Origin of the sequence: Kitasatospora sp. NPDC048715 (genome assembly GCF_043198905.1) — a bacterium.
Lineage (GTDB): Bacteria > Actinomycetota > Actinomycetes > Streptomycetales > Streptomycetaceae > Kitasatospora > Kitasatospora lactacystinica.
Window position 1 is genome coordinate 158,600 of sequence record NZ_JBICVH010000011.1, and the last position, 20,388, is coordinate 178,987.

Annotated in this window: 18 protein-coding genes; 9 read left to right on the plus strand and 9 right to left on the minus strand. The window is 75.2% G+C overall.

Annotation, left to right across the window (positions count from 1 at the left end; translation table 11 throughout):
* Positions 1 to 61: 61 nt before the first annotated feature.
* Both ACGFSC_RS21875 and ACGFSC_RS21880 read left to right on the plus strand, forming a co-directional pair.
* Positions 62 to 910 (plus strand): exodeoxyribonuclease III, encoded by an 849-nt coding sequence (locus ACGFSC_RS21875; protein ID WP_359913305.1) that lies wholly within the window; start codon positions 62 to 64, stop codon positions 908 to 910.
* A gap of 167 nt (positions 911 to 1,077) precedes the next feature.
* Positions 1,078 to 1,701, plus strand: a complete 624-nt coding sequence (locus ACGFSC_RS21880) for a hypothetical protein (RefSeq protein WP_359913303.1) — start codon at positions 1,078 to 1,080, stop codon at positions 1,699 to 1,701.
* Positions 1,702 to 1,778: 77 nt separating this feature from the next.
* Here ACGFSC_RS21880 and ACGFSC_RS21885 read toward each other — a convergent pair whose 3' ends face one another.
* Entirely contained in the window at positions 1,779 to 2,534 is a 756-nt protein-coding gene (locus ACGFSC_RS21885; RefSeq protein ID WP_359913300.1) for a lysoplasmalogenase, read from the minus strand.
* A 456-nt stretch (positions 2,535 to 2,990) separates the two neighbouring features.
* On the opposite strand from ACGFSC_RS21885, the gene ACGFSC_RS21890 reads away from it, so the two are divergent.
* A complete protein-coding gene (locus ACGFSC_RS21890) occupies positions 2,991 to 4,550 on the plus strand; it encodes a DUF2398 family protein (protein WP_359913297.1) in 1,560 nt (519 codons plus the stop codon).
* Positions 4,551 to 4,739: 189 nt separating this feature from the next.
* Here the strand turns inward: ACGFSC_RS21890 and ACGFSC_RS21895 are convergent, their stop codons facing one another.
* The 3 genes from ACGFSC_RS21895 to ACGFSC_RS21905 form a co-directional block, all read right to left on the minus strand.
* Positions 4,740 to 4,919, minus strand: a complete 180-nt coding sequence (locus ACGFSC_RS21895) for a hypothetical protein (RefSeq protein ID WP_359913294.1) — start codon at positions 4,917 to 4,919, stop codon at positions 4,740 to 4,742.
* A gap of 120 nt (positions 4,920 to 5,039) precedes the next feature.
* Positions 5,040 to 6,671 (minus strand): BCCT family transporter, encoded by a 1,632-nt coding sequence (locus tag ACGFSC_RS21900; protein ID WP_359913291.1) that lies wholly within the window; start codon positions 6,669 to 6,671, stop codon positions 5,040 to 5,042.
* Positions 6,672 to 6,830: 159 nt separating this feature from the next.
* Entirely contained in the window at positions 6,831 to 7,220 is a 390-nt protein-coding gene (locus tag ACGFSC_RS21905; RefSeq protein WP_359913289.1) for a MerR family transcriptional regulator, read from the minus strand.
* Between the two features lie 518 nt (positions 7,221 to 7,738).
* On the opposite strand from ACGFSC_RS21905, the gene ACGFSC_RS21910 reads away from it, so the two are divergent.
* On the plus strand, positions 7,739 to 8,974 hold the full coding sequence (locus tag ACGFSC_RS21910) for a sulfite oxidase (protein ID WP_359913316.1): 1,236 nt from the start codon (positions 7,739 to 7,741) through the stop codon (positions 8,972 to 8,974).
* Between the two features lie 99 nt (positions 8,975 to 9,073).
* Here ACGFSC_RS21910 and ACGFSC_RS21915 read toward each other — a convergent pair whose 3' ends face one another.
* Positions 9,074 to 9,724: a TetR/AcrR family transcriptional regulator gene (locus tag ACGFSC_RS21915; protein WP_359913286.1), complete on the minus strand. Its 651-nt coding sequence runs from the start codon at positions 9,722 to 9,724 to the stop codon at positions 9,074 to 9,076.
* 98 nt (positions 9,725 to 9,822) lie between these two features.
* Complete coding sequence (locus ACGFSC_RS21920; RefSeq protein WP_380632413.1) at positions 9,823 to 10,731, minus strand: acyl-CoA thioesterase; 909 nt, start codon at positions 10,729 to 10,731, stop codon at positions 9,823 to 9,825.
* A gap of 137 nt (positions 10,732 to 10,868) precedes the next feature.
* Between ACGFSC_RS21920 and ACGFSC_RS21925 the strand changes: the two genes are divergently transcribed.
* Positions 10,869 to 12,254, plus strand: a complete 1,386-nt coding sequence (locus ACGFSC_RS21925; RefSeq protein WP_359913284.1) for an SWIM zinc finger family protein — start codon at positions 10,869 to 10,871, stop codon at positions 12,252 to 12,254.
* Entirely contained in the window at positions 12,251 to 14,971 is a 2,721-nt protein-coding gene (locus tag ACGFSC_RS21930) for a DUF6493 family protein (RefSeq protein ID WP_359913281.1), read from the plus strand. The genes ACGFSC_RS21925 and ACGFSC_RS21930 overlap by 4 nt, the downstream gene beginning before the upstream one ends.
* 88 nt (positions 14,972 to 15,059) lie before the next feature.
* Here the strand turns inward: ACGFSC_RS21930 and ACGFSC_RS21935 are convergent, their stop codons facing one another.
* The 3 genes from ACGFSC_RS21935 to ACGFSC_RS21945 form a co-directional block, all read right to left on the minus strand.
* Complete coding sequence (locus ACGFSC_RS21935) at positions 15,060 to 16,262, minus strand: MBL fold metallo-hydrolase (protein ID WP_359913311.1); 1,203 nt, start codon at positions 16,260 to 16,262, stop codon at positions 15,060 to 15,062.
* Between the two features lie 371 nt (positions 16,263 to 16,633).
* A complete protein-coding gene (locus ACGFSC_RS21940; protein ID WP_359913279.1) occupies positions 16,634 to 17,086 on the minus strand; it encodes a MaoC family dehydratase in 453 nt (150 codons plus the stop codon).
* A gap of 74 nt (positions 17,087 to 17,160) precedes the next feature.
* Positions 17,161 to 17,661 (minus strand): pyridoxamine 5'-phosphate oxidase family protein, encoded by a 501-nt coding sequence (locus ACGFSC_RS21945; RefSeq protein ID WP_359913276.1) that lies wholly within the window; start codon positions 17,659 to 17,661, stop codon positions 17,161 to 17,163.
* Positions 17,662 to 17,778: 117 nt separating this feature from the next.
* Between ACGFSC_RS21945 and ACGFSC_RS21950 the strand changes: the two genes are divergently transcribed.
* From ACGFSC_RS21950 to ACGFSC_RS21960, 3 genes are all read left to right on the plus strand, one after another.
* On the plus strand, positions 17,779 to 18,669 hold the full coding sequence (locus tag ACGFSC_RS21950; protein ID WP_359913273.1) for a hypothetical protein: 891 nt from the start codon (positions 17,779 to 17,781) through the stop codon (positions 18,667 to 18,669).
* A gap of 137 nt (positions 18,670 to 18,806) precedes the next feature.
* Positions 18,807 to 19,430: a hypothetical protein gene (locus ACGFSC_RS21955; RefSeq protein WP_359913272.1), complete on the plus strand. Its 624-nt coding sequence runs from the start codon at positions 18,807 to 18,809 to the stop codon at positions 19,428 to 19,430.
* Positions 19,424 to 20,371: a hypothetical protein gene (locus tag ACGFSC_RS21960; RefSeq protein WP_359913269.1), complete on the plus strand. Its 948-nt coding sequence runs from the start codon at positions 19,424 to 19,426 to the stop codon at positions 20,369 to 20,371. Before ACGFSC_RS21955 ends, ACGFSC_RS21960 begins: the two co-directional genes overlap by 7 nt.
* Positions 20,372 to 20,388: the final 17 nt, after the last annotated feature.

Here is a 20,388-nt window from a genome sequence, read left to right on the forward strand (position 1 = left end):
TCGGTGCCGGACGGTATGTTCGGGGTGGGCCTCCCGCGCGAGGGCGGCCCACCCCGTCCGCATGCCCGTCCGCACCGAACCACCGGGAAGGCCGCCCGCCGTGACCGTCCGCATCGCCACCTGGAACATCAACTCCGTCACCGCGCGGCTGCCCAAGCTCCTGGAGTGGCTGGAGAGCGCCAAGCCCGACGTGCTCTGCCTCCAGGAGCTCAAGTGCGCGGCCGACGCCTTCCCGTACGAGGCGGTCCGCGAGCTCGGCTACGAGACGGCCGCGCACGGCAACGGCCGCTGGAACGGCGTCGCGATCGTCTCCCGGATCGGCCTGGACGACGTCGTGCGCGGCCTGCCCGACCAGCCCGGCTACCTCGCCGACGGCGCCCTGCTGCCCGAGGTCGAGCCGCGCGCCGTCGCCGCCACCTGCGGCCCGGTCCGGGTCTGGTCGGTCTACGTGCCCAACGGCCGCGAGGTCGGCCACCCGCACTACGAGTACAAGCTGGAGTGGCTGGAGGCGCTGCGCAAGGCCGCCACCGAGGACGCCGCGGGCTCCCGCCCGTTCGCCGTCCTCGGGGACTTCAACATCGCCCCCACCGACGAGGACGTCTTCGACGCCGCCGCCTTCGAGGGCCTCACCCACGTCACCCCGGTCGAGCGCGCCGCGCTGACGTCCCTCGGCGAGATCGGCCTCCAGGACGTGCTGCCCCGCCCGCTCAAGTACGACCGCCCCTACACCTACTGGGACTACCGCCAGCTGGCCTTCCCGAAGAACCGGGGCATGCGGATCGACCTCACCTACGCCAACAAGCCCTTCGCCGACGCCGTCACCGACAGCTACGTGGACCGCGAGGCCCGCAAGGGCAAGGGAACCTCGGACCACGCGCCGGTCGTGGTGGACCTGGACCTCGACGTCTGAGCCGCGCCGCGGACGTCACGCCGGGTCACGGGCCGTAACCCGAACGGTCGTGAGCGCTGGCCGAGCGCGGGGCGGGTGCCTACCGTCGGTGAATGACCGGGTGCAGTCGCTCGACCAGGTGGACATGGGAGTCCCCGGCTGCGCCCGAGAATCCCGGAGGTTCCGGCATGCGCCCCACGTGTACGGCCGCCGCCGTCCTGATCGGCGCGACGGCGCTGACCGGCCTGACGGCCCCCCTCGCATCCGCCAGGGACGGCTCGGCCTCGGTCAGCCCGTCCCGGGCCGCACCGGGCCAGACCGTGACGGTCACGGTCTCCTGCGAGAAGTCGGACAAGCCCGACGCCAGGACCATCACCGCCCGCTCCGCCGCCTTCGAGGGCGGTCCCGCGACCCTCACCCTGGGCCCCGACGGCAAGCACAGCGGCTCCGCCCGACTGGCCGGCCAGCACGCCGGGGACAGCAAGGTCGACGGCACCTGCCCGGACGGCGGCGCCTTCGCGACCACCGTCACGGTCGCCACCGCGGCCTCCACCACCCCGGACAGGAGCACCGACAAGGACGCCCGGACGGACCCCGACAAGAGCCTCGGCGAATGGGGCGAGGCCGCGGGGGAGTGGGCCGGTTCGCTCGGGCAGTCCGGCGCCGGCAGCCAGCAGGTCGCCCCGCACGGCGCGGTGCAGACCGGCCTCGGCGGCTCGGTCGCGGCGAACCCGGCGGAGCTGGCCGGCGGCCTCGCGCTGGTCGCCGGCGGTGTCGGCGGCTTCTGGCTGCTGCGGAGGCGCGGTGCCTGACGGCCCCGCCGCCGCGTGCCCGCGCGCCCCTGCGCCGCACCGCCGGACCCCGACGGGACCGGCGGCGCGGCGGCGGGTCAGACGGTTCGCGGCTCGGTGCCGCCGTTGCCCCAGCCGGCCTCGAAGCCCTCGACGCCCTCGCGGTGCAGCCGGTCCTGGTGCCGGAGGGTGCCGTCGGCCAGCAGGTACTGGGCCAGCACATAGGTCGCCATGATCCAGAACTGATGGCCCGGCAGCTCCCGCCACTTCGCCAGCTGGGTGGCGATCAACGTGTCGGAGAGCAGGAACAGCGCCCCGCCCAGCCCGGTCCGCCAGCCCAGCCCGGCCGAGGTGACGGCCGTCGAGGCGAGCAGCAGGCTGTAGCCCGCCACCGGGACGCGCAGGTCCCCGAGGTCCGGCCAGAGCTGCCCGACCAGGGTCACCCAGGCCGTCGCGTACGCGGCCGCGACCATCAGCGCCCGGCGGCGGTCGGTGAGCGCGCCGCGCTTGACGAACATCGTCACGTAGCAGACGTGCGCCGCCGCGAACGAGCCCATGCCCGCGAGGAACGCGGGATCGTTCTTCAGCTGGAGCAGCACGTCCCCGCCCGCGCTCAGCAGCAGGGCCGGCGCCAGCAGCTTCGGCGCCTCCTGCCCGGCCTTCCTGGCCGCCGCCACGCTCTGGGCCGCCAGCAGCGGCATCAGGGCCGGCTTGGTGGCGTTCTGGAGCACCGAGGCGCCGGAGACGATCGCGCCCAGGTGCGCCGCCGAGGTGGCCGCGAAGCCGCCCAGCAGGCCGGTGGCCGAGCGCAGGCGTGCCCCGAGGCCGGCGCGGTCGGTGGTACGGACAGTCATGCGTGCGCCTCTCGGTGATCCGCTGCTTCGGACCGACCCTAGAGGAGCCGGACCGGCGGCGGAAGGGCGGGTTACCGGTGCGTAACCCCGGTGGGCGGAGCCGGATGACGGGGCGGCCGGCAGGCGGAGCGCGGGCGACCGCTTCGAGGGCTCCTGCGGAGAGTTCCTCAGGAGGGCGGTTGCTGCCGACGGGTGGCCCGGGCACCGTCTAGTCTGGACCCCGACATGGATCAGCAGGACTACGCGGTCGGCGCCACCCGGGTGGCCGGCAGGCCGGACGGACGCGCGGGCGGGGCAGGACGGGGAACCGCCCACGCCGTCCTCGCCGTACGCGAAGCCGGTCCTGACGGCGGTCCCGCTGCCGGCTCCGCCACCGGTTCCGCCGGCGGACCTGGAACCGGCCCCGCCGACAGGGGACCTGGGGCGGGCGCGGCGAGCGGTGCCGACGACGTGCGGGTGACCGACCCCCCGGCCGCCGACGTGACGCTCTCGCCCGATCCGGGGCTGCTGCGCCTGGCCCACTGGTTCGCCGCCGCCGCCCCCGGCACCGCCGACGACCTCTGCGCCGCCTCCTTCGGCCTCTATCCCGCCCGCCACCTCGGCGCCGCCGCCGAGCCCGCCGCCGATCCCGGCGTCAGCTGGTGGCACGGTCCCACCGCGCACTCGGCCGTGCCGGCGCGCCTCCGGGAGGACCGCACCGAGGGCGGCCTGCGCCGCGCCCGGCGCGACGACGCCGCGCTGCCCGTCGTCCGGTCAGGTGCCAAGCCGGGCAGGCCGGGCCGGCACCGCAGGCCCGAGCCCACGCGGGTGACGCCGCCCACCGTCGTGGCCCAGGACCGTTCCGGCGAGGAGCTCCCCTCGGCCGAACGCCGGATCGCCGCCCGGCTGTTGCTCGCCCATCCGCTGGTCACCGCCTCCGGTCCGCACGCCGACGGCTTCCCGCTGATCCGCCGTCACCGGGACTGGCTGGCCGAACGGTTCGACACCCTGCTCGGCTACCGCCTCGTCGTCGGCCCCTGGCACGCCCGGCTCTGCAAGGCCGGCCTCGGCCCCGACGCCGCCCGCCGCCTCGAACACCCCGTCACCGGGGCGCCGTTCACCCCGGCAGGGTACGCCCAACTCGCCCTCGCACTGGCCCTGTTGGTCGACGCCCCGGAGGAGCTGGACTACCGGCGGCTGCTCGACGCGATGGGCGCCGCCGCTCCCGAACTCACCGCCGAACCGGCCGACCTCGCGATGGCGCTGGCCGCGCTGGCCGGCTGGCAGGTGCTCGGCGAGTTGCCGCCCGACCCGGCCGACGGCTCCTTCGTGCTGACCGTGGACCGCGAACTCGCCCGTGCCGTCCCGGCCGGCCCGCCCGCCCTCGCCGACGACGCCGCCGACCTGATCCGCCGCGCCGCCGACGCCGAGCCCGCCACCGCCGTCCGCCGGCTGCTCGCCGAGACACCCGCCGTCCTGGCCGCCGACCTCCCCGAGGACCACCGGGCCTGGCTGCAGGACCACCGGCTCAGCGGCCCGGCGGCGCTCGCCGAGTTCCTCGGCCTGGAGGCCGAGCTGCGGGCCGAGGGCGTCGCCCTGCTCGACCCGGCCGCCGAACTCACCGACCTCGCCCTCCCCGGTGCCGACACCGTCGCCCAGGCCGCCCTGCTGCTGGTCGAGCGCCTGGTCGAGGAGGTCCGCCCGCTGCCCGGCGAGGCGGTGGCCGGAGACGTCCCGATCCCGGACGCGCTGATAGACGGCGTCCTCGGCGACATCGCCGACGAGTACGGGCTGCCCGCCCGCTACCTCGCCGACCGCACCGCCCTGCGGCGAGACGCCCTCGACCTGCTCCACCGCCTCGCCCTGATGGCCCCCACCCCCCACCCGACCCGGCCCCCGGCCTGGCGCCTGCGCCCCCCGGCCGCCCGCTACGCCCCGGCTCCCGACCTCCACCCCACCCCCGGCAACGGCCGCCACTCGCGCCCCGGCCCGCTGGTCCCGCCCCCGGCCGGCCCCCGCGCCGAGCAGCGGGCGTAGCGGGGGACGCCGCTCTCCGGCGGCGGGGCCCGGCTCGGGCGGAGGGCGCGACGGGCTCGGGCCGGGAAGCATGGTGGCTCCGGGCCGGGAAACGCGACGGGCTCGGGCCGGGGAGCGTGGTGGTTCCGGACCGGGAGAGCAAGAAGCACCGGGTCCGGGGCGGGACCGCGGTGCCGGGCGGGGCGGTTGCTACTTGCTGGCGGAGGCGCTGGCCAGGGGGCCGTGTTCGACGGTTTCCACGGTGGCGCCGACGCCCAGGGTGCCGAGGGCGATGGAGACGAGGACGGCGGTGGCGGCGAGCAGCCGGCGGTGCCGTTGGGGCAGGGGGAAGCGCGGTTCCTGGTGGGGCGCCTGAGGGTTGGCGTTCATGACAGGGAGGTTTCCAGGGCGGCGTGAACGGTCGGTACGCGCGGGTGAAGTCCCGAGGGGGGTTTGGCGTCGGTTGGCCGCACACGCCCCAACCGTCGCCGGCCGGGGCGTATGCGCAGGTCAGCGGCGTGTGCCGGACTCGCCGACGGCCTCCCGGACGGCGTCCCGCAGGCCGTGCGGCGGCCGGAAGCGGGAGGGTGCGGCGGCCGGGTCCTCGCGGAGCTCCTTCACCAGCGAGACGCACAGCAGCAGCATCACCACCACGAACGGCAGCGCGACCAGGATCGTCGCGTTCTGCAGCGCGGTCAGCCCGCCGGCCAGCAGCAGGGCCGCCGCGACCCCGCCCATCAGCACGCCCCAGACCACCACCAGCCAGGTCCGCGGATGCAGCGAGCCCCGGCTGGAGAGCGAGCCGAGCACCAGCGAGGCCGAGTCGGCGCTGGTGATGAAGAAGGTCATCACCAGCAGCACCGCGACCACGCTGGTCACCGAGCCGAGCGGCAGCGAGCGCAGCATCTCGAACAGTGAGGCCTCCGGGCCCTGCGGGATGGTCGCGACCAGGTCGGCCGCACCGGTGGTGACCAGCCGGATCGCGGTGCCGCCCATCACGCAGAACCAGATGACCGTCGCCCCGCTGGGCACCAGCAGCACGCCGAGCAGGAACTGCCGGACGGTGCGGCCGCGCGAGATCCGGGCGATGAAGGTGCCGACGAAGGGCGCCCAGGAGAGCCACCAGGCCCAGTAGAAGATCGTCCAGGAGCCGAGCCAGCCCTCGTCGGTGAAGGCACCGGTCTGGGTGGACATGGCGAGCAGGTCGGAGAGGTAGCCGCCGACCGAGGAGGGGATCGCGTCCAGCACGAACACGGTCGGACCGACCACGAAGACGAAGACCATGATCAGCGAGGCGAGCACGACGTTCGCGGTGGAGAGCCACTTCACGCCCTTGTGCACCCCGGAGAAAGCGGAGACCACGAACGCGGCGCTCAGCGAGGCGATGATGATCAGCTGGGCGTTCTGGGTGTTGCGGACGGACGAGATGTAGCCGAGCCCGTCGGCGACCTGGAGCGCGCCGAGGCCGAGGCTGGTCGCGGAGCCGAAGACGGTGGCGAACACGGCCAGCAGGTCGATCGTCCGCCCGGCCCAGCCGTCCGCGCCGCGCTGTCCGATCAGCGGGACGAAGGCGGCGGAGATCCGGTTGCCCCGGCCCTTGCGGAAGGTGGTGTAGGCGAGGGCCAGGCCGCCGACCGCGTAGATCGCCCACGGGTGCAGGGTCCAGTGGAAGAGCGAGAACTCCAGGGCCTGCTGGGCGGCGGCCGAGCTCTGCGGCTCCAGGCCGGAGCCGGGCTGCGGGGTGGCGAAGAGCTGGAGCGGCTCGCCGACGCCGTAGAACATCAGGCCGATGCCCATGCCGGCGCTGAACATCATGGCGATCCAGGCGACGGTGGAGAACTCGGGCTCGTCGTCGTCGCGGCCGAGCCGGATCCGGCCGAAGCGGCTGAACGCGAGCAGCAGGGCGACGACGAGGAAGACGTCGGCGGCCACCACGAACAGCCAGCCGAAGTTGTGCAGCACCCAGTCGAGCGCCGTGTCGGAGGTGCGGCCGAGCGAGTCCTCGGCGAAGACGCCCCACGCGACCACCGCCAGGACCAGGACGGCGCCGATGCCGAACACCGCCCGGTCGACCGGAAGGGTCGCGGCGGGTTCGTCGGGCTCCTTCGCGGGCGGGTCGGGCTGGGGCGGCTGGCTGCTCATCGGATGGACCTCTCGACATACTCGGCGCGTCCGGAGCGCTCCGACTGTCGGAACGCTCCGAACGCTCGGGATCAAGCTGTATGTCGCACTATGTCCAGTTCACTCCGCCGGTGGCGGGACGGCGCGCCGGGGGAGCGCCGGGTCGGGACCTACGTCCCGTCAGGCCGCCCGCCCCTCGGCGTAGTCGTGCTCGTGCCCGGAGTCGCGCGCGGTGGCGAGGCAGTGGGAGAGCGCCCGGCGGCTGCGGGAGAGGTCCTCGATCCGCGCGTCCAGGTCGGCGAGCTCGTCGTGCAGGGTGGCCAGCAGCTCCGGGCAGGCCTCCAGGACCGGGACGGGACCGGTGGCGCAGGGCAGCAGCTCGGCGATGATCCGGGTGCTCAGACCGGCCGCGAGCAGACTGCGGATCTGCCACACCCGGACGGTGTCCTGCTCGCCGTACTCGCGGTGGCCGGCCGCCGTACGGTCCGGCCTGAGCAGGCCCTGCTCCTCGTAGTAGCGGAGCAGGCGGGTGGACACCCCGGTCAGGCGGGCGAGTTCTCCGATGCGCATGACCCGGCGAACGACGCCGCTCGCCGGGGTGTTCCCCGGGGGGCGGTCAGCCCTTGAGGAACTCCAGTGCCACGTCGCGCAGTTCGCACGTCGGCGTGGGCGGCCGGCCAGGAGGTCCGGGAGAGCGGGGTGGCTGACATCGGGTGCTCCTTCGCGGGCCGGGGTTTCGCCGACAGCGGGAACGGTAGGTGTTCACACCAGTGAGAAGGTCGAGCCGGAGAGCGGGAGCCCGCCCGGGACAGCCTTCGGGTCCCGGCTCTGGTCGCGCGCACCGGCGAACCGTCCACGCCGACACGGAAGGAACGCCGTTCATGGACGACGAGGTCCGTACCCCGGACGAAGCAGCCCCGACGCAGGTCGCCGGGACCGCGGCCACCCCGACGCAGGACGCCCCGGCGCTGGATGCCCCGGAGCAGGACGCCCCGGCGCTGGATGCCCCGGACCAGGACGGCCCGGAGCAGGACGGCCCGGCGCAGCCCGTCCGGGACGACGGGGTGGACCGCCGGACGGTGCTGCGGATGGTCTCCGCCGCCGGGGTGCTCGTCGCGCCCGTCCCGGCCGCCCCGCTGCCCGCCGCGGGCCGGGCGGCCGCCGAGGAGGTGCCCGCGCCCGGCCCCCTGCCCGGTTCCCTGCCCGGGCCCGTGCCCGGGATCGTCAAACCGCTGCCCGCCGAGTGGTTCGTGCCGCGCGGCACCAACGCCGAGACGCGCTGGGACGCCTTCCGCGACGCCGACGGCCGTGCCGCCGTCCACCGGCACGTGCCGGTGGAGCGGTTCTTCGTCCGCAACCACACCAGCACCCCGCTGATCGACCCCGGCACCTGGCGCCTCAGGCTCTTCGGCAGCGGCCTGCGCGGTGCCCCGACGGCCGGGCGCCCGGTCGAGTTCGGCCTGGACGACCTGCGGGAGCTGCCGTCCACCCGGATCAGCGCGCTGATCGAGTGCGCCGGCAACGCCCGCAGCTACTACCCCGGCCAGCAGAACCAGCCCGTCCCGGGTACGCCGTGGACCCTCGGCGGCATCGGCTCGGCGAGCTGGCGCGGCGTCCGGCTGGCCGAGGTGCTGCGGGCCGCGGGGCTGACCGGGGCGGCGGTGGACGTGCTGCCCACCGGCCTGGACCCGGACTTCGTCGCCGGCGGCACCAACTACGGACCGGTGCGCCGCCCGCTGCCGATCGCCAAGGCGCTGGACGACGTGCTGCTCGCGTACGAGATGAACGGCGAGCCGCTGACCCCGGACCACGGCGCCCCGGCCCGGCTGGTGGTGCCCGGCTGGGTGGGCATCGCCTCGATCAAGTGGGTGGGCAGCGTGGAGGTCGCCGACCACCGGCTGTACTCGCCGTGGAACACCGACTTCTACCGGATGTTCGGCCCGGAGTACCCGCCGGGCGGCGGCGACCCGCTCACCGAGCAGGTGGTCAAGAGCGCCTTCGAGCTGGCCGCCGGTGCGCGGCTGGCGGCGGGGCGCGAGCACCGGCTGCACGGGCGCTCGTGGTCCGGGGCGGCGGCGGTGCGCCGGGTCGAGGTGAGTGCCGACGGCGGCCGGACCTGGCGGCGCGCCGAACTGCGCGACGAGCCGCGGGCCGACGGGTGGACGCGCTGGAGCTTCGACTGGCGCCCCGAACGGCCCGGTCGGTACGAGCTGCGCGCCCGCGCCACGGACCGCCGGGGCAACACCCAGCCCGAGCGGGCGGTGTTCAACCGGGAGGGCTACCTGTTCGGTGCGGTGGTGGCCCACCCGGTGACGGTGGTCTGAGCCGCGGCAGTGGTCCGCGACCAAGCGGTGGTCCGCGCCGCGCCGGTGGTCCGCGCCCGTCGGCCCACCGGTCGGCGGGCGCGGACCACCGGCGGGCGCTCAGCCGGTGGACTGGACCTCGTACGGGGCCGGGTACCGCGTCTCGTACGGGGTCAGCACCAGCCGCACCACGTCCTCCAGGCGCCGCCGGGCGTCCCCGAGGGTGGTGCGGCCGGTCACCCAGGCGGTCAGCTCGCCCTGCCAGGCGTGGGCGACGATGTGCCGCACCAGGTCGCTCGCGGCGGCCGGCACCTCGGTCGTCACGGCTTGCAGGGCGGTGCTGTCGGCCCGGGCCATGCCTTGCAGGGCCTCGCTGGCGAACGGATCGGTGGAGGCGGCCACGGCCACCCTCAGCCGGGCGAGTTCGGGCTGCCGCTGGTAGGCCCGCATCCCGCCCCGGACGAACCGGACCGCCCGGTCGGTGGCCCCCGGCCCGGCTCTCGGCCCGCGCAGCTCGGCCACCAGGTCGGCCAGCAGGAGGCGATGCCACTCGGCGATCGCCGCCGCCAGGAGGTGGTCCTTGGAGGAGAAGTAGCGGTACGCCGTCCCCAGGGCGACTCCGGACCGCTCGCAGACCTGCTTCATCTGCATCCGCTCGACGCCGATCTCGTTCACCAGGGCGAGCGCGGCCGCGATCAGGCTTTCGCGGCGTTCGAGCTGACGCGGAGACATCGCCTCCACCGGCCGTGGTGACAGGTCAACCTTGGTCACCCGCACCATGATACGGGCCGGGGCCGCTCAGGAGTATGACGCCGTCCGGCCGCCTTCCGTTCGTCCTGGGGTCACCGGGGTACCGGGAGTGCCGGGTGTCACGAGGGGTCGCGGATCAGCGCCTCCTGGACGGCGGAGGCGACCAGCCGGCCGTCCAGGTCGTAGAACTCGCCGAGCGCCAGGCCCCGGCCGTCCGAGGAGGACGGGCTGCGCTGGGCGAACAGCAGCCACTGGTCGGCCCGGAACGGGCGGTGGAACCACATCGCGTGGTCCAGCGAGGCCATCAGCAGCCGGGGCGGTTCGGTGCGCTGGAAGAAGTTCGGCTGCTTGTTCAGCCCGGCGGTGGAGGCCAGGGTGAGGTCGGACAGGTAGGTCAGCGCGCCGGCGTGCAGCAGCGGGTCCCCGTCCGGCAGCGGCGAGGCGGTGCGCATCCAGACGAACTGCTGGAGCAGTCCGGGGACGGCCGTCGGCAGCCCCGGGGTGTCCGCCGGGACGAAGCGCACGTCGAGGTCGCGGAAGCCGCCGTCCGCGGCGAGCGCCCGGCGGACCTGCTCGGGCAGCCCGGCGACGGAGTTCGGCAGCGACTCCGGGTGGGGCAGCGTCGGGATCTCGCGCTGGCGGTCGGCGGCCGGCTCGGGGTGCTTGAAGGAGACCGAGAGGGTGAAGACCTCGTGCTCCTGCTGGAGGGCCGTCACCCGGCGGGTGGTGTAGGACGTGCCCTCGCGGACCCGCTCGACCAGGTAGTCGATCGGCCGGGCGGGGGAGCCCGGCCGCAGGAAGTAGCCGTGCAGCGAGTGCACCGGGCGCCGGTCCGCGCAGGTGCGGCCGGCGGCGACGAGCGCCTGCGCGGCGACGTGGCCGCCGAAGGCGCGCATCGGGGCGCCGGCATGGCAGTAGCCCCGGAACGTGTTCTCGTTCAGCTGCTCGATCTCCAGCAGCCCGGCGAACGAGGTGGCCGGGCTGGGCTCCTGTTCGGCCGGGATGCGCTGTTCAGTCAGGTCTGTCACGGGCCAATAGTGGCAGAAGCCAACCGTATGGCGATATGACCCGGGTAACGTCCGGGTGCTCGGAAAACGGATAGAACACGTTTCACTTCAGCCGGTGGCCCACGGATCTGTCAGTGCCCTCACCTAGCGTGCTCGGCATGACGCAATCCGCACACGCGTACGCCTATCTGCGTCCTTCGGCCGTCCTGGACGGCGCCGACGGACGCAGCCTCGACCTGGCCACCTCCGGCGGCGCCACCCCGCTCGGATCCGCCGCCAACCCGCGCTTCTTCGCGGGCTTCCTGGCCGACCCGGCGCCGGCCGCCGCCGCGCTGCTCGCGGTCGCGGACGTCGCCGCCGCGCGCTACTACCAGCCGCAGCTGCGCGCCTCGCTCGACCCGGTGGTCACCGCCAACGGGGACCGGCTGCGCTTCGAGTCCTTCTCGGGCTGCTGCGGCGTCTACGCCCGGCTCGACGTGCTCCGGGCCGGGCTCGACGGGGACGAGATCGGCCACGGCACCACCAACGTGGACGTCAACAACCCGCTGCGGGAGGCGCTGACCAGGATCGGCCCCGCCGACCCGCTGCACCTCGCGGTCGGGCCGGACGCGCTGGAGGTCACCAGCTTCGACGGGCCGCTGGTCGAGAAGAAGGTCCCGCTGCCGGAGCGCTGGCTGCGCGGCTTCGCCGAGACCCAGGTCGTCGCCGCCGGCTTCGAGCCGCGCGCCGAACTGCCCGCCGCCGAGGCGGTCCGGTTCCTGCGCTCGCTGCCGCGCGCCGGGCGCGGCGGGCGGGCCGGCGCCGGCTGGGTCGTCCCGGCCGGGACGACGCTGCGGCCGACCACTCGGCCGGTGCCCGGCGCGGTCTGCCTGCCCGGGCCCGAGCGGCTGGTGGCGCTCCAGCGGGTGCTGCGGCACGCGCTCGCCCTGCGGGTGTACGGGCCGGTCGCGGCCGGAGAGCCGACCGCCTCCGCCTGGGAGGCGGTGCTGCCCGGCATGCGGCTGACCCTGACGCTCTCGCCCGACCCCTCCCGGGGCTTCTCCGGCGAGGGCGGGGTGCTCGACTCGCTCGCCACCGGGACGGCCGAGCGGGACGCCGAACTGATCGCGGTGCTGCTCGCCTGGGAGCCCCGGATCGAGGTCGGGGACCTCGCCGCCCAGTCCGGGCTGAGCACCGAGCGGGTCCGCGCCGCGCTCACCCGGCTGGGCACCGCCGGGCAGATCGGCTACGACACCGCCGAGGCCGCCTACTTCCACCGGCAGCTGCCGTACGCCGCCGGGCGGGCCGAGGCGGCCAACCCCCGGCTGCGGGCCGCCCGGGCCCTGGTCGAGGCGGGCGCGGTCCGGCTGGAGGAGGGCGGGGCGACGGCCGTCGTCACGGTGGACGACCACATCCAGCGGGTGCGGACGGACGCGTCGGGACGGCTGAGCTGCACCTGCCTGTGGTGGGGCAAGTACCGGGGCGGACGCGGGCCGTGCAAGCACGCACTGGCGGTCGGGATGGTGCGGGAGTCGGCCGCGGGGGCGAAGGGGGCCGGAGCGTGAGCACGACGACGGGTACCGACCGGCAGGGGCCGGTCGACGAACTGCTGACGGCCGTCCGGTCCGGACGGCTCGCGCGGATACCGGAGCTGCTGGCCGCCCTGGACCCGGCCCAGCGGCGGACCGGCCTGGCCGCCCTCAAGGAGCTGCGCAAGGAGTTGCGGCAGGACTGGTCGCGGGAGGCGGCCGAGACCAGGGGACGACTGCTGGTGGCCGGGGTCGGCTGCCACGCCGGCCCGGCCGGCGCCGCCGTCTGGCTGGCCGGCAGCGACTTCGCCGACCGCCCGTGGGCCCGCAACTCCGTGCTGCACCAGGTCATCGAGGCGCAGCCGGCGGAGTGGCAGGTCGAGGTGGTCACCCGGCTCGCCGCCCGGCCGGCGCGCAACCAGGGCTGGTCGATGTACCCGGTGATGGAGGCCGTGGTCCGGCGCACCGGCTGCGAGGTGCCGCGCGGCGAGACCTTCGTCCGGGGCTGGATGGACCGCGTGAACGACTTCGGCAGCGGCGGCGCGCGCCCGACGCTGGCCGAGAAGCTGCGCCAGGACGCCCTCACCCCGGTGCTGCTGCCCGAGCTGCTCGAACTCGCCGACATCAGCTGGCCGCTGACGTTCCGGCACAGCCCGCGCCCCGGCGACGTCTGGACCGAGGCGATCGGCGAACTGGCCGCGGCCGGCGCGGTCGACCGGACCGAACTGCTCGACCGCTGCCTGGCCCGGCTGCTGCGCGGCGGCAAACCGGGCGACCAGCGGGCCTTCCTGGAGGTGCTGCGGGCGCTCGACCCGACGCCTGCCGAGTACGCGGCCCGGGTGCGCGACCTGGTGGCGCTGCTGGACGGCCAGTCGGTACTCGCCGGGCACGCCCAGGAGGTGCTCGCCGGGCTGGACGAGGCCGGCCTGATAGAGCCCGAGGTGCTCCCCGAGGCCTCGGCGGTGGTGCTCTTCCGGACCGAGAAGAAGCTGGTCCGCGCCCAGCTGGCCTGGCTGGACAAGGCGGCCCGGCGCGCGCCCGACCGCTCCGGCCCGGTGGTGCTGGCCGCGGCCGAGGCCTTCGGGCACCCCGACGCGGCCCTCCAGGAACGGGCGCTGAACGTGGTGGCCCGGCACCTGAAGGCGGCGGGGGAGGCGGTGGTGGCGGAGCTGCGGACCGCCGCCGAGGCCCTGAACCCGGCCCACCACCGGCGCGCGGGCGACCTGCTCGGCGCGCCGGTCGGGGGTGACGAGGACGACCCGGACGCCGGGTGGAACGCCTTCCTCCCGCCCGCGCCCGAACCGCGCCCGCTCGGCGCGCCGATCGGCTCGGCGGTGGAACTCGCGGAGGAGCTGTCCGCCCTGCTTGCCGCGCGCGAGCCCGGCGTGGCGGACTTCGAACGGGTGCTGGACGGGCTGGTCCGGCTCACCCACCTGGACCGGAAGGCGCTGGCCGAGGCGGTGGAGCCGGTCCGCCGGGCGCACCCGTGGAACGGCACCAACAGTGGGGGCGACTGCATGCCCCGGGAGATCCTCTACGTGGTGGCCGCGGTGGCCGGAGAGACGCCGCCGTGGAAGGTCTGGGACTACCTCGGCCGCAAGGGCCGCTCCGTGCTGCGCGGAGCGCACACCACCGTGCACGGGGCCGTCCTCGCCGCCCGCTTGGAGGAGGCCGCCTGGCAGGTCGACCAGGCCCGGCTGCCGTACCTGCTCGCGACGCCGACCGACGCCACCGGCGCGATGGACGCGGCCGTGCTGGTCGAGCGGATCGCCGGGTACGAGGCGGCGGGCGTCACGCCGGGAAGGGCCGACCTGTGCCAGGCCCTGCTGCGGGTCGACGTGCGGGTGGAGGAGGCGGTGCTGAAGGCCGCCGAGGCGCTCACCTCCCCGGCCGGGCGGTGGCTGGCGCACTGGCTGCGCACCGGCGGCCTGCCCGGGCAGCCGTCCGAGCGGGTCCTGTTCGCGCCCGGCAAGGGGGTGCGGCGCACCAACGCGTACGGGGACCGCTGGTGGGAGGACGTCGAGCGGATCGCCGTCGCCCAGCCGGGCATCGGCGCCGGACCGAAGGGGCCGGGCGGCGAGCGGCTCACGGCCGAGCCGCGGGCCCTGCTGGACGGCACCGAGCCCAGCGTCGCCCGGGCCCGCAAGGTGTACGGCTGGACCTGGCGGCCCGTCGCGCACTGGTTCGCGATGCTCCCCTGGCACCGGGAGGAGCTGGCCGCGCGCTGGCTCGACCCCTTCGCCGAGGGCGCCGACCGGGACGAGCGCGGCGCCGCCCGCTACCTCCCGCTGCTCGCCGAGGCCGGCGGCCCGGCCGGGCTCGCGCTGCACCTCGCGCTGGCGTACGGCCTGGGCGCCCGGCACGCCGAGGACCGGACGGCGGCGGTGGACGCCCTGCTGGTGCTCGCCGCGCGCGGCGACCTGGACGGCGCGCTGCTCGGCCGTGAGCTGGGTGCCCTGGTGGCCTGCGGCACGGTGATGGCCGGCAGGCTCGGGGCGGCGCTCACCACGGCGGCGGAGACCGGCGCCCGGGCGCCGGTCTGGTCGGTGCTCGCGGCGGCCCTGCCGGGCCTGCTGGGGGAGGCCGACCCGTCGACGCGCGGGCTGGGCGACCTGATCGCGCTGGCCACCGACTGCGCCCGGCGCACCGGGGCCCGCGGGCCGGTCGCCGAGGTGACGGCGGCGGCCGAGCGCGGGGGATCGGGCCGGGTGGTCAAGGAGGCCCGGGCGCTGCGGGACGTGCTCGCGGGCTGAGGGGGTGGACGCCGGCCGGCGGCGGGCCGGTGTCGGTTGACGGCGGGCTGGTGTCGGCTGATGGCGGGCAGATGTCGGCTGACAACTTTCAGCGAACAGATTTTGAAATCTGTTCGCTGAAAGTTGTCGTCTGTTCGCGCGCCTCGGCCGCCCCCGCGGCCGCCTCCTCCTGCGGCCGTTCGCCGGCCAGGGGCGGGATGCCGCGCGGGGCGGCGACGGCGCGCCACCACAGGCGCAGGGCGGGCGGGGCGGCGGGCTCGAAGGGCTTGCCGGGACGGGGCACCGCGAGCCGGGCGCCGAGCGCCTGGGCCGCGGTGACCACCCGCTCGGCCGGCTCGTCCCAGGGGTGCAGCGCGAGGTTGAAGGTGCACCAGTGGATCGGCAGCAGCAGTTCGCCGCCCACGTCCAGGTGCGCCCGCACGCCCTCCTCGGGGGTCATGTGCACCTCGGGCCAGAACTCGCTGTACGCGCCGACCTGCATCATCGTCGCGTCGAACGGGCCGAACCGGCGGCCGATCTCGGCGAAGCCGGGGAAGTAGCCGGTGTCCCCGCTGTGGAAGATCCGCCGCCCGCCACCGGCGACCACCCAGGACGCCCACAGGAACAGCGTGCTGGTGCGCGGTCCCCGGCTGCAGTAGTGCCGGGCCGGCGTGGCGGTCAGCGTCAGCCCGGCGACCTCGGCCGACTCCCACCAGTCCAGTTCGACGATCCGCGCGGCCGGTACGCCCCAGTGCTCCAGGTGCGCCCCGACCCCGAGCGGGACGGCGAACACCGCGCCCGTGCCGATCAGCGCCCGGACGGTGCCCATGTCGAGGTGGTCGTAGTGGTCGTGGGAGACCACCACCACGTCCACCGGCCCGAGTTCGGACAGCGGCAGCGGAACCGGGTGCAGCCGCTTGGGGCCGGTCCAGGAGAAGGGGGAGCAGCGCTCGCCCCAGACCGGGTCGAGCAGGACCCTCCGTCCGCCGATCTCGGCCAGGACCGTGGCGTGCCCCAGCCAGGTCAGCCGCAGCCCGGACTCCGGCGGCGCGGCGAGGTCGCCCGGGAGCAGCCGGTGCACCGGCACGGCGGCGGTCGGCGCGCGGCGGGTCTTGTCCCCGGCCAGCTGGGCGCGGGTGATCTCCAGCGGGCTGCGCTCGTACACCAGGCGGCGGGTGGGCACCGGGTTGCGGAAGGCGCCGTCGGCGAACTGCGGGGAGCGGCGGATGCGGGCCAGCCGCTCGCCCCGGGGCTCGGCGCCGAAGGCGTCGGTCCGGATCCGGTGCCAGGCGGCCCGGGGCAGTCCGGCCAGCCCGGGTACGGCGCGCTCGGCGGCGGGGTCGGCGGAGGGCGGGGCGAACAGCGCGGACAGACCGGCGAGGCGGGAGAACCACGGGGCGGGGCGGGGCACGGCTCCTCCAGGGACGGTCACGGCTACCGGGCGGGCCGGGGCGCGCAGCGCAGTGGCGGGTGGGCTGCTGCGATACGACAACCATCTCGTCGGAGATTACTCGCCATGGGCCGTCCGGACCTGGTGGAGAGCCCGGCGCGGTCCAATCGGCGTACCCGGCGGGGCGGCGCGGGCCGGTGCCCGGGCGCCGCCCCGCTCCCTCCCCCGGGGGGACTTCCCCGGCCCCGGCCCCGGCCCCGACCCGGCGGCCCCGGCACGGGCCCCGGCCCGGGTCAGGCGTAGAAGCGGGTGATCGTCTCCGCGACGCAGTGCGGCTTGGCGCTCCGCTCGCTGGTCACGGTGAACCGCACCACCGCCTGGATCCCGCCCGGCACCTCGGTGGCCGAGAGCAGCTCGGCGGTGGCCCGGATCGCCGTGCCCACCGGCACCGGCGCCGGGAACCGCACCTTGTCGGAGCCGTAGTTCAGTGCCATCCGCACGCCCTCGACGGCGTAGCACTCCTTCGCCAGCACCGGGATCATCGACTGGGTCAGGTAGCCGTGCGCGATGGTCGAGCCGAACTGGCTCTCCTTGGCCCGCTCCGGGTCCACGTGGATCCACTGGTGGTCACCGGTCGCCTCGGCGAACAGGTCGATCCGCCGCTGCTCGATGGTGTGCCACTGACTGGTGCCCAGCTCGGTGCCGACGGCGGCGGTCAGCTCGGCGAGGGAGGCGAAGGTCGTCACGGTGCGCTCCTGGTGGGGACGGGCCCGGGGAGGGGTCAGGACGCCGGAAGCGTATGCCTACCCACCGGTATCTGTCAGGAGCCGAACGGAAAACCGGTGTTCACGGGCCCGGCGCCCACCGGCCCGGTGCTCGGCTGCCGGCGCGTCCGGCGGCCCGGGACGCCCGGCCCGGTCGGGAACAGCCGGCGGCCGCTGACCAGCTCCGGGACCAGCGCGACGAACAGCGGCTCCGGATCGCCCACCCACGGCCGCAGACCGGACCGCAGCACCCGTCTGACCTGCTCGGGGTCGCTCACCACGTCGGCCCGCCCGTGCACCAGCACGCTCCACCCGGTGCGGGTGACCGGGTCCAGCAGATCCGCCTGGAAGGCCACCACCGTGCCGTCAAGCCCGCGCGCGGTGGCACTTCCCCGGCGTACGGCGAGCACCAGCCGCCCGTCCAGGACCTCGAAGGAGACCGGCAGGACGGCCGGCAGCGCGTGCTCGGTGTACACCACGCGCCCGACGGGCACGGTGCTGAGCAGCCGCAGGCACTCGGCCTCGCTCAGGGTCTCCACACGGTCCTCACGCTCCATGCGTCCGATCGTCCTCGGTCGGTGCGCGCACGGATAGGGCCCATGGTCCCTGAGCGGACGGGCCGGGAGCCCCGTCGGCGACCGTTCGGGGCGGTAGCCTGCCCGGCGGGTGGAGAAATGGTGCAGGAGGGGGACGGCCGGATGGCGGGCGGGGTCGATCTGGTGGTGATCGGGGCGGACGGCGGGCCCGACCGGGCCTTCGGGGGTGCGGCGCTCGCGGCGGACGGCGCCCGGCTGCTCGCCGACGTGCTGCCCGGGATGTGCTTCGACACCGGCGCGGCCGGCTGCCGGGTCACCACGGTGCCGCCGGACGCGGACGCCAACGCGATGCTCACCGCCGTCCGGGACGCCGCCCAGCACCCCGGCCGCTGGCTGCTGGTCTGCCTGGTCGGCCAGCTGGTGGTCGATCCGCGCGGGCGCCGGCTGGCCCTGGTCACCGCCGGCAGCACCGCCGACAACGCCTACCGCCGGGGCCTGGCCTGGGACTGGGTGGTCAGCGCGATGGTGCACGGGGACCAGGAGGAGGCGCTGCTGCTGGTCGACGCGGTGGTCGACCGCGACGCCTGGGCGGCGCTGGAGCGCGGCGAGGACGGCGCGGGCGAACTGCTGAGCTACTCAAGGGTTCCGCTGTGGGGCCGGATCGGCCGCCACTCCCCGGGCAGCCGCTACGCCCCGGGCAGACGCGGCCGGGACGCCGTCCTGCCGGGCGGGGAGGGCTCGTTCAGCCGGGCCCTGACCGCTGTCCTGCGCCAGGGCGTCCCGGGTGCCCCCGCGGCCGTCGCCCCGCTCGATCTCCAGCCGGCCGTGGCCGCGCTGACGGACGGTGGGGAAGTGTCCGGTAGTTCGGGTGCGCCTGGCGCGCGCCTGCTCGTTCCGCCGCACGCCGGGCGGCTCCTGATGCGCAATCGGGCCGCGGTTCGGGGCGCATTGGCCGGATTGTCGCTTTCCGAGGAACTGTTGGCCGTTCTGTGGCGGGAAAGCGCCCCGACGGAACCTCCTTCCGCGTAAGGTCAGGGGGCCTGAGGTGTTGCCGTGATGGGGTGGGTTGGCGAAGAATCGATCCCCAGCGGAAACACCGGTGGGACGGCGGAATTCTCCTGGCGGCCGTGGATCACGGATCAGGTCGGTCGCAACGAGGTGGGGCCATGCGGCAGCGCGGAAATGTGTTGCGCCCTGGGGCGGTTGGAGTCGGTGGGGCGGTTCTGGTGTTGCTGCTCGGTGCTTGTGCGAGCGGTGGTGCGGGCGGTTCCGTCGATCGCATCGGGTCGGCCGCGCCCACTGTCGCGGGAGTGGACCCGCTAACTCCTTCGGGTGGTTCGGTAAACGGCTCGATCGCGCCGACCAGCGGTCCGGAAGGGGCCATGGGACGGCTGGCCCTGAAGACCTATCAGGACTGGTGGCAGGCCCAGGCCCAGGTCTTCGGACGTTCGGATTCGGACGGTTACGCACTTGAGCAGTACTCTTCCGGGCGCGCCCTGTCCGACAGCCTGGTCGGCCTCCGGCAACTGCGCGACGCCAAAGTGGTGATGACCGGGACGCCGCGCAATTCCGCGGTGGTCAAGGTCATTGATCTGAAAGCCGATCCGCAGACCGCCGTGATCGAGGACTGCGTCGACCTGTCCGGCTGGCACCGCGTCGACGCCGTCACCGGGGCCGCCAAGGATCCCGGAGCACGTCTGAACCGGTACGTCGGAACCGCTTCCCTGCGCTGGTTCCAGGCACATTGGTTGATCTACGACTTCAAACGGGAGGTGGACCGGACATGCTGAACGCGCGGAAACCGGCCCGGCGAATCGCGATCGCCGCGTCGATGTCGGCCGGGTTGCTGCTGACCTCGGCCGTCAACGCGACCGCGGACGAACCGCCGAGCGGCGGCGCCGAGCAGTGCTACCCGAACGTCATCTGCATAGACGTCAATTCCGGCGGATCGACCACGTCGCCCGGCGGACCGAAGCCCGGCGGTGGCGGCGGTTCGGACACCGGCCCGCAGCTGTGCAGCTACCACGAGGTCGCGTGGGCCTGCCACGACCCCCAGCTGGGCTGGTTCAACAGCGACAAGGGGTGCTACTTCCGCGCCCTGGACAACCCGCCGCCCGCGGGCGACCCGGCGTGGGACGGCCACGACCCGAAGGACGGCTCCCTCTACACCAAGGTCTGTCCGCAGACCGACGGCGGCCAGGGCGGCGCCGAGATCGTCTTCGAGGCCACCGCGCCGGGCGGGCAGAACGTCAACGCGGAGGCCATGGCCATCCAGCGGGCCTACGACCAGGTCCGCTTCCGGCCGCCGGTGGGCCGGGCCGCTCCGCAGACCACGGCGGTGGTCAACGCCCCGGTCTGGCTCTGGGCGGACGACGCCGCGCTGCCCGCACCGGGCAGCGCGTCGGTCGGGGGCATCTCGGTCACCGTCACGCCCCGGCTGCTGAAGGCGGACTGGAGCTTCGGCGCGCACCTCCAGACCTCCTGCACCACGACCGGAACGCCGTACGACCCCAAGTACGGCGACGCGAAGTCCCCGGACTGCGGCTACGAGTTCAGGACCAGCTCGGCCGGTGAGAAGAACAGCGTTTTCAGCGCCACGGTGACGATGCACTGGGAGGCCGCCGTGGTGGTCACCGGAGGGCCGAACCCGCGGAAGTTCACGATCCCGGGCATCAACCAGAGCAGCAAGCCCTTCGAGCTCAGGGTCGCCGAGATGCAGGTGCTCAACTGAGCGCGGTCCGGTGACCG

Coding starts and splice junctions, on each gene's coding strand:
- ACGFSC_RS21960 (WP_359913269.1), top strand. CDS start 19,424: ATGCTGAACGCGCGGAAACCGGCCCGGCGAATCGCGATCGCCGCGTCG.
- ACGFSC_RS21905 (WP_359913289.1), bottom strand. CDS start 7,220: ATGCGCATCGGAGAACTCGCCCGCCTGACCGGGGTGTCCACCCGCCTG.
- ACGFSC_RS21950 (WP_359913273.1), top strand. CDS start 17,779: ATGGTGCAGGAGGGGGACGGCCGGATGGCGGGCGGGGTCGATCTGGTG.
- ACGFSC_RS21900 (WP_359913291.1), bottom strand. CDS start 6,671: ATGAGCAGCCAGCCGCCCCAGCCCGACCCGCCCGCGAAGGAGCCCGAC.
- ACGFSC_RS21885 (WP_359913300.1), bottom strand. CDS start 2,534: ATGACTGTCCGTACCACCGACCGCGCCGGCCTCGGGGCACGCCTGCGC.
- ACGFSC_RS21945 (WP_359913276.1), bottom strand. CDS start 17,661: ATGGAGCGTGAGGACCGTGTGGAGACCCTGAGCGAGGCCGAGTGCCTG.
- ACGFSC_RS21880 (WP_359913303.1), top strand. CDS start 1,078: ATGCGCCCCACGTGTACGGCCGCCGCCGTCCTGATCGGCGCGACGGCG.
- ACGFSC_RS21955 (WP_359913272.1), top strand. CDS start 18,807: ATGCGGCAGCGCGGAAATGTGTTGCGCCCTGGGGCGGTTGGAGTCGGT.
- ACGFSC_RS21925 (WP_359913284.1), top strand. CDS start 10,869: ATGACGCAATCCGCACACGCGTACGCCTATCTGCGTCCTTCGGCCGTC.
- ACGFSC_RS21875 (WP_359913305.1), top strand. CDS start 62: ATGCCCGTCCGCACCGAACCACCGGGAAGGCCGCCCGCCGTGACCGTC.
- ACGFSC_RS21895 (WP_359913294.1), bottom strand. CDS start 4,919: ATGAACGCCAACCCTCAGGCGCCCCACCAGGAACCGCGCTTCCCCCTG.
- ACGFSC_RS21910 (WP_359913316.1), top strand. CDS start 7,739: ATGGTCTCCGCCGCCGGGGTGCTCGTCGCGCCCGTCCCGGCCGCCCCG.